This is a genomic window from Streptomyces sp. NPDC111507, from assembly GCF_055638955.1.
This window is the reverse complement of the sequence record NZ_JBVKBU010000016.1, coordinates 224,291-237,569: the sequence shown is the minus strand read 5'-3', so window position 1 is coordinate 237,569 and position 13,279 is coordinate 224,291. Positions and strand designations below refer to the sequence as shown.

Below are 13,279 nucleotides of genomic sequence, written 5' to 3'. Positions count from 1 at the left end.
GGGTGTTGAATCCTGTCCGATCCATTGTCGAAGCGCGTTGAATGATGTAGGCATTTGGTCGCCCGGGTGCGGAGGTGACTGCTCCGCCGCTCCGCCGGATCTGGAGGGCCGATGCCGTTCCCGTCCTTGCACCATCGCGCGTGCCGACTGGGTGGCGCGGCCTTCGCCGTGCTGGCCCTGCTGCTGTCCGGTACACAACTGGCGGGCGCCGACAGCGCCCGGGCGGGGACCGCTGCCGCCACCACCGTCACCGTGGACGACGCCGTCGGGGGAAGCGGCCGGGACCAGTGGGACTACCAGGGGTCCGGCTGGGGTCACGCCAGTAGTGAGGGCGCTCCCGCCAACCCGTACCAGGGCACGAACAGTTGGACCGACCACAGCGGCGACCTCGTCAGTTTCCGCTTCACCGGGACCCGGCTGACGTTTCACGGGGTCACCGGTCCCGGCCACGGCATCGGCGCTGTCTCCGTCGACGGCGGCCCCCCGTCCGACGTCGACTTCTACAGCGCCACCCGCACCGGTGACGTCCCGCTGTGGACCAGCCCCACACTGACGGACGGCAGCCACACCTTCACACTGGCCCGGACCGGCCGGAAGAACACGGCCTCCAGCGGGACCGCGGTGACCCTCGACCGGGCCGACTTCCTCGGTGAGGCGCCCGCCCCCGGCACGACCGAGATCGCTGTGGACGCCGCCGGCACCGGGCGTACCTTCGACGGCATCGGCGCCATCAGCGGCGGCGGCGGCAACTCCCGGCTGCTCATCAACTACCCCGAACCGCAGCGCAGCCGGATCCTGGACTACCTCTTCAAGCCCGGCTACGGCGCCGCCCTGCAGATGCTCAAGGTCGAGATCGGCGGCGACACCAACTCCACCGACGGAGCCGAGCCCAGCATCGAGCACACCAAGGGGACAGTGCACTGCGACAGCGGCTACGAATGGTGGCTGATGGAGCAGGCCAAGCGGCGCAACCCGCGGATCAAGCTCTACGGGCTCGCCTGGGGCGCACCCGGCTGGGTCGGCAACACGGCGGGCTCGCCCGGCGGCGGCGACTTCTGGTCCCAGGACATGATCGACTATCTGACGGCCTGGCTGGGCTGCGCGAGGCAGCACGGCCTCGGCATCGACTACCTGGGCGGCTGGAACGAGCGCGGCTACGACACCGCATGGTACGAGAAGCTGCACGCCACACTCGCCGCACAGCACCTCCCCGTGCAGGTCGTCGGCGCCGACTCCGGCCTGGACGTCGCCGACACGATGCTCTCCGACCCTCAGTTCGCCCGGTCCGTCGACATCGTGGGCGCCCACTATCCCTGCGAGGGCGGGGATGGCGGCAGCGCGACCGCCTGCTACAGCTCGGCCAACGCCCAGGCCACCGGGAAGCCGCTGTGGGCCAGCGAGAACGGCTCCCAGGACGACAACACCGGGGCGGGTGCGCTGATCCGCTCGTTCACCCGCGGCTACATCGACGGCAAGTTCACCGCCTACCTCAATTGGCCGCTGCTGGCGGCGGTCTACCCGAACCTGCCGTACGACACCGTGGGCCTCGCGGTGGCGAACCAGCCATGGTCCGGCGCCTACAGTCTGGGCACGAGCCTGTGGGCCACCGCCCAGGTCACCCAGGTGACCCGGCCCGGCTGGCGGTTCATCGACTCGGCGAGCGGTTACCTCGGCGGTGACCGGGCGGCCGGCAGCTACGTCACCCTGAAGGCGCCGGACGACTCCGCGTACAGCACCGTCGTCGAGACCTCGACCGCGAGCAGCGCGCAGAAAGCGGACTTCACCGTCACCGGCGGCCTGCCCACCGGCACCGTGCATGTCCGGGCCACCGACCTCAACTCCACCGACCCCGCGAGCGCGTTCGTCCACACCGGCGACATCACCCCGCGGGACGGACACTTCTCGCTCACCCTCGAACCCGGTTACGTCTACTCCCTGACCACCACGTCGGGACAGGGCAAGGGCGCCGCGGTCAGCCCGCCCGCACACCGCCTCACCCTCCCCTACCGCGACACCTTCGAACGCAGCACCCCCGGCCGGCAGGCGGCCTACCTCTCCGACATGCAGGGCTCCTTCGAAATCGCACCCTGTGCCGGTGGCCGCGCAGGTCGTTGCGTCCGGCAGATGGCCGCGCAGCAGCCGATCGAATGGCAGGACGACAGCGACGCGTTCGCCCTCATCGGCGACACCACGTGGGCCGACTACACGGTCAGCGCGGACGTCTACCTCCAGCAGCCCGGCACGGTCGAACTCCTCGGCCGGGCAGGTGAACAGCAGCGGCCGCAGTCGCACCAGGCGGGCTACTTCCTTCGGTTGGGCGACACCGGCCGGTGGTCGATCGTCAAGAGCGACACCGGCGGGCGGCTCACCACCCTCGCCGACGGCACCGCACACGCGCTCGGCACCCACCGCTGGCACACCATCGGTCTGAGCTTCAGCGGCACCACGATCACCGCGGTGCTCGACGGCCGCCCGGTCGGCGCCGTCGACGACTCGGCATACGCGGCCGGACAGGCCGGCCTCGGCGTGGTGGACTACCAGACCGACGAGTTCGACAACCTGCGGATCACCCCCGTACGGCAACCGGCCGCCGCCGCGGCCACGTTGACCACGGCCCTGCCCCCGCTGATCCACCGCGGCACCTCGGCGACGCAGCAGGTCACGTTCGCCAACCCGGCGTCGGCACCCGCCGTCCACGGTCTCACCCTGCGGCCTGGTGCCCCGGCCGGATGGACCCTCGCTCCGGCCACGCCCGTCGTGTTCCCGGACGTCGCGCCGGGCCACTCGGTCACGGCGACCTGGACCGTCACCGCTCCCACGGCGGCGGACACCCCCGTGACGGCCGTGTTCTCGCCCGTCGCCACATACACGCGGGGAGGCGTGCGGCACTGGACATACGGCACGGCGAGCACCACCGTGCCCATTCCGCCGCCCACCGGCACCCCGTATCCGAGTGACCTGTCGTTCGTGTCCGCCTCCAACGGCTGGGGGCCGGTGGAGCGCGACCGGTCCAACGGTGAGCAGGCGGCGGGCGACGGCGGGCCGATCACGATCCGCGGTACCCAGTACGCCAAGGGGCTCGGTGTGCACGCCGACAGCGACGTGGCGTTCTACCTCGGCGGCAACTGCAGCCGGTTCACCGCCACCGTCGGCATCGACGACGAGGTCGCCCCGTACGGATCGGTGACCTTCCATCTCGTCGCCGACGGCAGAACACTGGCCAGTACGCCGGTGCTCACCGGCGCGTCCGCCGCGCTGCCGCTGGACGCCGATGTGACCGGCGTCCAGCAGCTGGATCTTGTTGCCGACGACGGCGGCGACGGGAATGCCCACGACCACGCGGACTGGGCCGCCCCTCGCCTGACGTGCGCCGACGGCTGACCGGACCGACCCGGCCGCAGCCCGCTGCCCGCTGCCGTCGAGCAGGCCCTGCCTACCGTCCGCCACGAACTCCATGTGTCGCTCTGCATCGGGCGGGCCACGGCCGCGTCGGGTGACTGACGAGGACGGTGCGGGGTGCGCGACCAGGGCTATTTCAAAGTCAGGGTGATCTAGGGAGGCCGGTCGGCCCAGCACCGCTTCGGCTTGAGCGGCATTGCGGCTGCCGGCCGGGCACGGCGCCGAAGCCGCAGTGATGCTCTCAGAAGGACCCGAGAAGGCTCCACAAGAGATCGGTGGCGGCCGGCACCGGGATAAGCGCCGAGTCCAGCCGGGTTCAGGCCGGAATCGGTGCCACCGCTCGTCCTCAGCGGCGTCAATCACCTTCCGCATGCCTGCTGTTCCATCCGCCGACCTGGACTGCACGGCGGCCGTCCGCCGCCGAAGTCCTCGGACACCACGCTCGCGAACAGGCCGTTGCTTCGACTGCGGGCCCGGCGTGCCCGTCAGTGCGGTTTCACGTCCCAAGTCGTCAGAAGGCCGAACCAGGATTCTCGGGCCGGACGCGTCCATGCCAAGCGCCCTGGGCGCCTTCACCCAACGCTCCGCAGTACTGAACAGCCGCCCCGACCGACATCCGGCCCTCCTTGGGCACCGACACATCGTCGATCGCCCAAACCACCGGAATACAACGGCAGTATCCGCTCGCAGACCCGCCGCTGCACCGGCACCGGATCCCACATCGACCGGTTCACGAACTGCTGCAGGTGCTGCTCATTGCCGGCCGGTAGCCGAGAGGCCATGGCCTGGATGGACTTGCGACGGCCGTCCAGCATCAGTCCCCGCGCAGAGCAGTCACCCTTGACCCGCTGGTCCTTCCGCGGCCCCTTGGCTCCGGATCCGCAGGCCGCTCGGAATAGGTGGCCACGTACTCGCCTGCTGTCCGGTGCAGATGCCGCAGCAGGATCTCCTGGTCATTGAGGGGGAAGTGGGAGACCGCCCGTGACTCGAGCATGCTCTGGGTGGCTTCGAGCGTGTTGCAGTCCTGCAGCGCGAACTCCTTGAAGGTGACCGCGGCCAGCTCCTGCCGCACCCGGTCACGAGCGCTCCCAGCCGGAACGAAGTACAGAGTGCACTCGAAGGTGTGCCGGTTGTAGGCGGTCGGCCAGTAGTGGTACGTGAGGTACCAGCCGGGTGCCCACACCACCATCATGAAGTTCGGGAAGAAGACGAAAGAGTCGATGCCCCAGGCCTTGTGGCCGGACGGGTTCAGACCTGGCGGCAGCGGGTCGAGCCCGGGGATGTCGGGGCGGTCCCACGGCCCGAAATTGCCGCTGCGCAGTACCCGCTCGATCGGCTTGACCATACTCAGGTCCTTGGGCGGCGCCATCCCGCCCCATGACGACACCATGCCGTGCGGGCCGTCGAGTTGATAGTGGAGGGCCTCGAATCCGTAGCCCGAAAGCTTGCGTGACTCGTTGCCCACGTACTGCTTCGCGTGCAGAACGGGCGCGTGGTAGAACTCCGCGAAGGCGTCCATGTACAGCTTCCAGTTGCTGCCGATGTCGGCCCGATACCGGTAGGCCTCCGTCATCCGATCGAACGGATAACCCTCCAGGCCGGCAGCGAGCCCGCCGAGGTACTCGCCCAGCGGTTCCGCGGCGTGGTCGAAGTTGACGAAGACGAAGCCCTCCCAGACCTCGCAGCGGATCGGTACCGGTCCGGACGGGCTACCGCGGAACGCCCGGACCTCGCCGTCGCCGTCACGAAGGACTTTCACCGACGCGCGGACCGCGGCGATCTCCTTGGTGAAGTGGCTGCCCCGCGTCGGCGCCTGCTCCACGCGGCCGACGTTCAACCAGGTCCGTTCGAAGATCGCCTTGCGCTCGAGTTCGTAGTGCTCGGGCGAGATGGAGTCCTCGTAGGACATCGGTCCGGTGCCGAGTTCGGGGTAGTGCTCGGTCCAGCTGCCCTCGGCCGGCTTCGAGAAGTGAGGCATCGTCAAGTCCCTTCTACGCCCACTCTGATGGCTTGCTCTGATGCTCCGCGGCAGGGGCACGCAAAAACCGTACGCTGCCGTATGGTTACGGTCAATCGGTCTGACCTGCCACCTTGACCGTAACCAGACGCGACCGTACATTTTTGGGAATGAAGTCCAAGGCGAGCAGCGAACGTTCCCGATCCGGGCGGCCCACATCGGTGGAGGCTGCTCAGCTCACCGAAAGGCTCCGGCGGGCCGCGGTCGACACCTTCCTGGAGTACGGATACGACGGCACCACCATGGAGGCGGTGACGCAGGCCGCCGGCATCACCAAGAGCACCCTGTATGCCCGTTACGCCGACAAGCGCGCCTTGTTCGTAGCAGTGAGCGCCTGGGCGCTGACCCGTCAGGAACGGGACGGAAGGGTGCTGGAACCGTTGCCCGACGACCTCGCCGGCAGCCTGACCGTGATCGCACGGTCGATCCTGGCGCGGTCCGTCGACCCCGACATCGTGCGGCTGAGCCGGATGGCGATCGCCGAGTCGGAACGCTTCCCCGAGTTCGCGGCGAGCTCCCAGGCAGTCACCTGGTCGCCACGTATCCAAGTGATCATGGATCTGCTGGACCGTCACGCGCGAGCGGGCACGGTGGCCGTCGGGGACGTCGAGCTCGCGGCTGAGCAGTTCTTCGCCATGGTCGGCGCCATGCCGGCATGGCTGGCCGCCTACGGCATCTACCGGACGCCCGAGGTCGAGGAACAGCACATCCAGCACGCCGTCCAGCTGTTCCTGAACGGCGTGCTGATCCGCGACGGCGCGGACGGCCCGGGCCCGGGCCCGGTCGAGGATCGAACGTCGAAGGGAAGTTGAAGATGGCCGGGAAACTGGTCGGCAGAGTCGCCATCGTCACGGGCGGAGCGTCTGGAATCGGGCAGGCATGTGCGCAGCGCCTGGCCCGTGAGGGGGCCGACGTGGCCGTGTTGGATCTCGACGCGGCCACGGCCGGACGAGTGGCCGAGGAGATCGGGGCCGAGGGCGGCTCGGCGCTCGCTGTCGGCGTCGACGTCGCGGACCGTCAGAGCATCGACCGGGCGGTCAAGGAGGTCCACGAGCGGTTCGGGCCTGTCACCGTGCTGGTGAACTCGGCTGGCAAGGAGGGCGCCAAACGGTTCCTCGACATCACCGAAGAGGCATGGAACTTGCTCCTGACGGTGAACCTGACCGGTACCTTCCACTGCTGCCAGGCAGTGGTCCCTGACATGGTCGAGGCGGGCTGGGGACGGATCGTCAACATCTCCTCGTCCAGCGCGCACAGCGGCCAGCCGTTCATGACGCACTACGTCGCCTCCAAAGCGGGCGTCATCGGCTTCACCAAAGCCCTTGCACTCGAGCTCGGCCCGTCCGGAATCACCGTCAACACCATCCCGCCCGGATTCATCGACACGCCGATGCTGCGCCGCAACGAGAAGCTGGGCCGTTTCGTCCAGAGCATGGAGCACCACATCGCACAGACCCCGGTGCGCCGAACCGGCCTCCCCGAAGACATCGCCGCCGCCTGCGCCTTCCTCACCTCGGAGGAGGCCGGATACATCACCGGTCAGGTGTTCGGCGTCAACGGCGGTCGGAACACTTGACTTCCTCCCCCTCCTGAAGGAGGGGATTCCTACGGCTCGCGCTGCAGGGATTTCTGCTTCATCGCCGACTGCCCGCCCGGGAGGACTCCCGTTGCGGTCCTACACCAGCTCCCCAGGCAGACACCGCCAGCCCGGCGGCCAGAAGGTCGTTCGCCGCGTTCACGTCCCGGTCATGGGTCGTGTCGCAGACACACGTCCACGTGCGGACGCTGAGCGGCATCCTCTCGGCGAGGGCGCCACAGTGCGAGCGCAGCCTGGAGGAGGGGAAGAAGCGGTCGACGGTGATCACTTCCCGCGCATACCAGGCGGCTTTGTACTCAAGCATGCTCCGCAACTGCGACCATGCCGCGTCGCTGATGGCTCGGGCCAGAGTCCGGTTTTTGACCATGGTGCGGACGGTCAGGTCCTCGATCACGAGCGTTTGGTTTTCGCGCACGAGTCGAGTCGTCAGCTTGTGCAGCATGTCGCGACGCTGGTCGGTGATTCGCGCGTGGACGCCGGCGACCTCCCCACGGGCCTTGGCCCGGTTCGCGGAGCCCTTGGCCTTGCGCGACAGCTCCCACTGCGCCTTCGCCAGGCGCACCCGGTCGCGGTGCTCGTGCCGGGGGTTGGCGATCTTCTCTCCGGTGGACAGCGTCAGCAGGTGGCTGAGGCCGACGTCGATGCCGACCGCGTCACTGTTCGCGGGCAGCGGCCGCACCGCGCGATCCTCGCACAGCAGGGACACGAACCAGCGCCCCGCACCGTCGCGGGACACCGTCACCGTCGTCGGCATGCTGCCCTCGGGCAGCAGCCTCGACCACACGGCGGCCGGGTCTCCCATTCCGACACCACCGGCCTGCAGCCGGTCGGGCCCTCAGCCGCCCCCGCCGTCGGCGACGTGTTCACCCCCACCGGACCCCAGCCCGCCCCGACGCCACGCGCTCTCGACACCACCGAAGTGCCCGAACACGCACGGTCCTACGCCGAAGCCGCACGCCGCGCCGTCGACGCGGGCTTCGACGGCGTGGAACTCCACGGCGCCAACGGCTACCTCATCTCACAGTTCCTCTCGTCCAACGCCAACCTGCGCACGGACCGCTACGGAGGCCCGGTCGCCAACCGGACCAGGTTCGCCGTCGAGGCCGTCACCGCCACCGTCGACGCCGTCGGCGGCGACAGGACCGGCATCCGCTTCTCACCGGGCGGGACGTTCTGGGGAGTCCAGGAGACCGACGTCCGCGAGCTCTACACCGCGCTGCTGGCCGAACTGGCCCCCCTCGAGCTGGCCTATGTACACCTAGAGGCCACCGCCGACGAGGTGCTCGTCGTGGCTCGGCCTGGGCGCCGATCTCATCAGCTTCGGCCGCGCCTTCCTCGCCAACCCCGACCTGGTCGAGCGGCTGCGGGACGGACTTCCGATCGCCCCCGTCGACGAGACCACGTACTACCAGGGCGGTGACGCGGGCTACCTCACCTACTCGGCCCACCAGTACACAGCCTGATTCCCAGCGGCCGCGAACGAGCGGCACCAGCACGGGCGGTGGTGCTCAGCCTCACTCACGAGCATTCCCGCCAGCCGCCCCAGCCCTGCACTCACGAGCGCGGAACACGTCAGGCCCTACCGGCGCCCCGACGCCAAAGGCACCACCCACAACAGCGACACCTCCCCTCGAACGACCTGGCGGACCGAGGGTATCGGCACGTCCACGGTGAGCTGCTCGTCCTGGGGATGAAGGTGGCCGCCTCCACGGTATGGGAGATCTTGTAGGAGGCCGGAACGGTCCCCTTGTCCGGGGCACGGACATACGTGTTCACGGTGATCGAGCACACCGACCGACAGATCCGGGTCCTGGGTGCGACCGCACACCCGACCGCTTCCTGCGTGGCGCAGGCCGCAAGAAGTCTGGTCATGGACCGCGGGCCGGCCGCCTGCGGCTGGGATCCGTTCTTCCTGCGCCACGAGCGGCGGTCGCCGTCCGTGGCCGGCCAGCTGCGGCAGCCGACCGAACAGGAGCGTACTGCACGGAAGTTGGCGGCCCGCCGGGAAGCGGACCGGCGTGCCCGGTGGGGGTCGGAGCGAGGGCGAGGCGTTCTGCGACCGTCGCGGACGCCGTGGCCGGGCCTGCTACCGGCACGCGGCCCCGAAGTGATGCCCGCGGCGGCCCGAAAGTGCAGAGACATGCCAGGGTCTGCTTGAAGAGCCGGAAGGTTGGCGCGCGGCCGGGGCCGGAGCGGCGGCGCACCGCGGAGGGCGACGACTGTTCACGACACCTTCGTCACGAAGCGTTCGGCGACGGCCAGGGCGGCCGCCATGATGCTCAGTTGCGGATTGACCTCCGGACAACTGGGCAGCACGGAGCCGTCTGAGATCAGCACGCCGTCGACGCCCCGCAGGCGCCCGTCCGGGTCGGCGGGTGACCGCTCGGGGTCGGCACCGGCAGCCGCCGTACCCGTGGGGTGAAACGCGGACACATGCAGATGTCGCGCGGTCACCGTGTCCAGCAGCGCCTCGAGCTGGGCCGGGGTGCGGGCTCGCGGCACCTGCGGTACACCGGTCAGCACCTCCTCGGCGCCCGCCGCGAACAGCAGGCTGCCCATGGCCCGTTGGGCCCGGATCAGGCGGCCGGCGTCGCGCGGCGCCAGGTCGTAGCGCAGCAATGTGCGGTCCCTGCCGAGGACACGCCCCGAGGGCCGGTCGGCGATCATGGCACCGAGTGTCGCGAGCTGATCCGTCCCTTCCAGTTCGCGGCGCAGCTCGCGTCCGATCCCGGGCAACACGAACGAACTCATGCCTGCTGGCGCCGCGGTGGCTTCGATCAGGATGCCGTCGTCACGCAGGTGCTCCACCCCGACGCTCTGCAGGACGCCCTTCCAGCCGGTGACCGGGCGGCCGAAGCGTCCCGCGACGCTGATCGCCGGGTGCACGCTGAGGTTGCGGCCGAGCCGCGGGTGTCCCCCGAGGCCGGATCGGCGCAGTAGCGGCGGGGTCTGCAGGGTCCCCGCGGCGACCACGACCAAGGGGCTGAGGATCTCCAGTTCGCTGCCGTCCGGGCGGCGAACCAGCACCCCGGCAGCCCGTGGACCGCCCGGCCGGTCGCGGTCGACGAGGATCCGGCGGACGCGAGCACCCGTCACGAGACGGGCGCCGGACGCGCAGGCCTCGGGAAGCACGGACAGCTGGACACTCTGTTTGGCACCGGTGGGGCAGCCGACGACACACTGGCAAGAGCCCCTGCAACCAGGGGCGTTGCGGCGCAAGGGTGCCGCGGCCCAGCCGAGCGCCTTCGCTCCGGCCAGTGCGAGCAGCCCGTTGTTGCCCAGCACCTGCAGCGGCTGAGGTGCCACCTGCAGGGTGCGTTCGACCTCGTCGAGGTGGACGTCGAAGCCTTCGGCCGCCGCGAAGCCGTGCTGGTCGAGCCAGCGGGTGAGGACGTGGTCTGGCGTGCGATAGCACGTTCCGGAGTTGACGACAGTGGTGCCGCCGACCGCGCGGCCCACGGGCAGGACCAGCGGGGGGTTGCCGAGGGCGATCGTCGCTCCGCCGTCCCGGTACAGGTCGGTGAAGCGGTCGAGCGGGGCCCGGCGCCCGAACGACGCGGTGGTGTGGTGCTCTCCCTCCTCGAGGACGACGACACGCATCCCGGCGCGGGCGAGTGTCCGGGCGGCCATGGCTCCGCCGGCGCCCGAGCCGACAACGACGGCGTCGGCGCTCGAACGCGTGGGCCAGTCGCCAGACGGCGTACAGTCCAGCGGCGGGTCGTCGGGGCCGGACGCCAGGGGCGCCGGGCGGTGCTGATGCAGCGTCCGTTCGGTATTGGCCGCCAGCAGCAGCGGTACTTTGACCGCGTCCAGGATCGGCAGCAGGGCCCGGTGGGAACCGAGCGACCTCATGACCTGCTCCCGTTGCGCCGCGCTCAGCGCGGACAGACGCCTGCCCGTTCGGGCCACGGTGTAGGCGTCGATCGTCGCGGCCGCGGCGCGCACGGCCGTCCGTACCGGAGCGGGCATGGCGTCGAGCAGCATCTCGGCCCTGCGTGGCACGGCCCGCGTCCACGCGGAGGTGCCGTCGTCCGCGAGCAGGGCGGCTGCAAGTCCCGCCAAGGCGGTGGGGCCTGGAGAGTTCATCGGTCGCCGACCTCCGCGTGCGCGGTGCCCGACAGGCGCCATACGGCCTCCCGCCGCCATGCGCCCCACCAGCGCTCCAGGCTGACCACCGCGTCCGCCCTCTCGCTGTTGCGGCAGACCGCGGTGGAGCCGTCGGGGTCGGTGTAGTCGAGCGTCAGTGTCTGTTGCGGTGGCTGGGTAACCGTCACCTGTATGCGGCTCAGGCCCGCCCTGCCCTCGACCCGCCACTCGGGCAGGCCGACGTCCGCGCGGAACCGGCCGATGCCCGCCCAGCCCACGGCAGAGCGTTCCGCGCGCCGGGGCCAGGTACGGCCGTTTCGGTGCAGGCGCAGGAAGACCAGGGGCGGCAGCCTGTCGAGTCCGCGTCGCATGGATACCGCGGCGATGATTTCCAGGACGTCGCCGCCACCCAGGTCGGCGTGGAGCCAGGCCCAGCGGCGGGCGTTGCCGTGGCCGAAGATGCGGGCGCCGGCTCCCGGAGCGTCGTCCAGCCGCAGCTCACCGGTGCCGTACCGGATGGTTCCGCTGTAGCGGGCGCGGGCGGCGGGGAGCATGTGCGAGGCCGGCAGCCAGGGACGTCGCCAGGACCAGCGGGGGAAGGTGTGAAGCGGCGGACCTTCGGGTCTCTCGGTGAGTGCCCAGGTGAACGTCCCGGCGGAGCCGGTGAGCCGGCCGGGTCGGACGCGGATGCCCTCGGCGGTGAAACCGTCCGGATGCGCTGTCCACGGTACGGGGCCGAAACGTCTGTGTTCGGCGGGGCCGTCCTTGGGGAAGACGGCGATCCAGCCGTGCGCGTAGGCAGCGGAACCGTCGGAGGGCGCCACCAGTTCGTGGTGCAGCCAGATCCCGCTGTCGGTGGCCGGATCGGTCAGGGTCGTGTACCAGACCTCGGTCCGCCCCGGTGTGCCGTCCCAGCGCGACGTCAGATGCCTTTCGGCAGGGGACGCGGCCGCACGAGGGAACCGGAAGCTCGCGAGGAAGGGCAGCAGGCCGGTGGCGAGGGGGAAGCGCAGCGTGCCCTCGCCCACGCGGTCACCGTCCTCGTACAGGGTGTACGGCAGTACGGTCAGCGAGGCGAGCGGACGCTTGGGCGACACCGACTTCCAGCCGTCCAGAGTGAGGCGCCGGCCTTCCATGGCGAAGGTGATCCGGTAACGGATCCTGCGGCGCGACAGGGGCGCTATCTCCAGCTCGCCCTCGGCCTCGGCGTCGTCGGCCCGTCCCGCTATGCGTACCCGTCCGCTCACGTGCGCCCGCGTTGTGCGGTGGGGCAACAGCACGGCGTCGGCACGGGCCAGCAGGTCCAGCCGCACGGGGCGGTCGCCGTCCTCGTCGGCCAGGCGCACACGGCCCAGCATGGTCTCCTTGAACACCGTCCCGTGTGAGCTCACAGGGCACCCTCCCGGCGTCCGCCGGAGCGTGCCAGCCCCTTGAGCATGATGTGTTCCGTTGCCGACAGATAGTCGCCCGCGGTGGTGCGTGCCGTCTCCTGGTCGCCTGCGGCCACCGCCTCGACGACCGGTGCCAGACGGTCATGAGCGGCCCGGGGATCCTCGAAGGGCCCGACCAGTGCACCGCGCACCGGCAGGTACGCGTTGAACAGGGTGTTGGTCAGCAGGACGTACACCCGGTTGCCCGTGGCACGGGCCAGGGCACGGTGCACCTCCACGTCCGCCAGCTGCACGGGCTCGCCCCCCGCCGCATCCCCGACGGCCGCCAGCAGCAGACGCAGTTCGGCGACTTGGGCCGCCGTGGCACGGGTCGCTGCTCGTTCCACGATCAGCTCACCGATACTGCGCCGGACTTCGAAGATCTCACCGATCCAGTCGGGGCTGTGGCGCACGAGCATCGGCAGGAGGTCCGCTCCGCCCAGGCGCAGGAAATCCCGTACCCGGGTACCCACTCCGTGCCGCGTCTCCAGCAGCCCGACATGCGCCAGTCGGCCGAAGGCGTGCTTGAGGGAGGTGCGAGTGACCCCGAATCCGTCCGCGAGTTCGCGTTCGGGAGGAAGGTAGCTCCCGGCGGGATGACGCCCGGCGAGGATGTCCTCGCGCAGCCGCTTCTCCAGCACGTCGACAATCGTCTCGCGTGGCAGTGCCTCCACCCCGGCCTCCAATGATTGAGTGGTTCAGTGGCTCAGCCACTGAACCACTGTTCATGACACGGCGTCAATAACAGCG

General features: G+C 70.2%; 7 protein-coding genes and 4 pseudogenes. 5 read left to right on the top strand and 6 right to left on the bottom strand.

Annotated elements, in window-relative coordinates; translation table 11 throughout:
* The first annotated feature begins 111 nt into the window (after nt 1-111).
* A complete protein-coding gene (locus tag ACZ7M2_RS42100; RefSeq protein ID WP_471599819.1) occupies nt 112-3,381 on the top strand; it encodes an NPCBM/NEW2 domain-containing protein in 3,270 nt (1,089 codons plus the stop codon).
* A gap of 583 nt (nt 3,382-3,964) precedes the next feature.
* On the opposite strand, the pseudogene ACZ7M2_RS42095 reads toward ACZ7M2_RS42100, so the two are convergent.
* Both ACZ7M2_RS42095 and ACZ7M2_RS42090 read right to left on the bottom strand, forming a co-directional pair.
* Nucleotides 3,965-4,271: pseudogene (locus ACZ7M2_RS42095) on the bottom strand (transposase); the annotation flags it as partial.
* Nucleotides 4,214-5,377, bottom strand: a complete 1,164-nt coding sequence (locus tag ACZ7M2_RS42090) for an SRPBCC family protein (protein WP_471599818.1) — start codon at nt 5,375-5,377, stop codon at nt 4,214-4,216. The pseudogene ACZ7M2_RS42095 and the gene ACZ7M2_RS42090, both read right to left, overlap by 58 nt.
* 149 nt (nt 5,378-5,526) lie before the next feature.
* Here ACZ7M2_RS42090 and ACZ7M2_RS42085 point away from each other — a divergent pair, with 149 nt between their 5' ends.
* Both ACZ7M2_RS42085 and ACZ7M2_RS42080 read left to right on the top strand, forming a co-directional pair.
* A complete protein-coding gene (locus tag ACZ7M2_RS42085) occupies nt 5,527-6,228 on the top strand; it encodes a TetR/AcrR family transcriptional regulator (protein WP_471599817.1) in 702 nt (233 codons plus the stop codon).
* 2 nt (nt 6,229-6,230) lie between these two features.
* On the top strand, nt 6,231-6,992 hold the full coding sequence (locus tag ACZ7M2_RS42080; RefSeq protein WP_471599816.1) for an SDR family NAD(P)-dependent oxidoreductase: 762 nt from the start codon (nt 6,231-6,233) through the stop codon (nt 6,990-6,992).
* Between the two features lie 29 nt (nt 6,993-7,021).
* Here ACZ7M2_RS42080 and ACZ7M2_RS42075 read toward each other — a convergent pair.
* Nucleotides 7,022-7,797, bottom strand: a pseudogene (locus ACZ7M2_RS42075) (RNA-guided endonuclease InsQ/TnpB family protein); the annotation flags it as partial.
* On the opposite strand from ACZ7M2_RS42075, the pseudogene ACZ7M2_RS42070 reads away from it, so the two are divergent.
* Together ACZ7M2_RS42070 and ACZ7M2_RS42065 are read left to right on the top strand one after the other, a co-directional pair.
* Nucleotides 7,795-8,476, top strand: a pseudogene (locus ACZ7M2_RS42070) (oxidoreductase); the annotation flags it as partial. The pseudogenes ACZ7M2_RS42075 and ACZ7M2_RS42070 sit on opposite strands and share 3 nt — an antisense overlap.
* 188 nt (nt 8,477-8,664) lie before the next feature.
* Nucleotides 8,665-8,907 (top strand): annotated as a pseudogene (locus ACZ7M2_RS42065) (hypothetical protein); the annotation flags it as partial.
* A 329-nt stretch (nt 8,908-9,236) separates the two neighbouring features.
* Here ACZ7M2_RS42065 and ACZ7M2_RS42060 read toward each other — a convergent pair.
* From ACZ7M2_RS42060 to ACZ7M2_RS42050, 3 genes are read right to left on the bottom strand one after another with little or no spacing between them, the layout of a single operon-like run.
* Nucleotides 9,237-11,099 carry a GMC family oxidoreductase gene (locus ACZ7M2_RS42060; protein ID WP_471599815.1) on the bottom strand — a complete coding sequence of 621 codons (1,863 nt, stop codon included), beginning with the start codon at nt 11,097-11,099 and terminating at the stop codon, nt 9,237-9,239.
* Nucleotides 11,096-12,490: a hypothetical protein gene (locus tag ACZ7M2_RS42055; protein WP_471599814.1), complete on the bottom strand. Its 1,395-nt coding sequence runs from the start codon at nt 12,488-12,490 to the stop codon at nt 11,096-11,098. Before ACZ7M2_RS42055 ends, ACZ7M2_RS42060 begins: the two co-directional genes overlap by 4 nt.
* Complete coding sequence (locus ACZ7M2_RS42050) at nt 12,487-13,203, bottom strand: FadR/GntR family transcriptional regulator (protein ID WP_471599813.1); 717 nt, start codon at nt 13,201-13,203, stop codon at nt 12,487-12,489. The genes ACZ7M2_RS42055 and ACZ7M2_RS42050 overlap by 4 nt, the downstream gene beginning before the upstream one ends.
* Nucleotides 13,204-13,279: the final 76 nt, after the last annotated feature.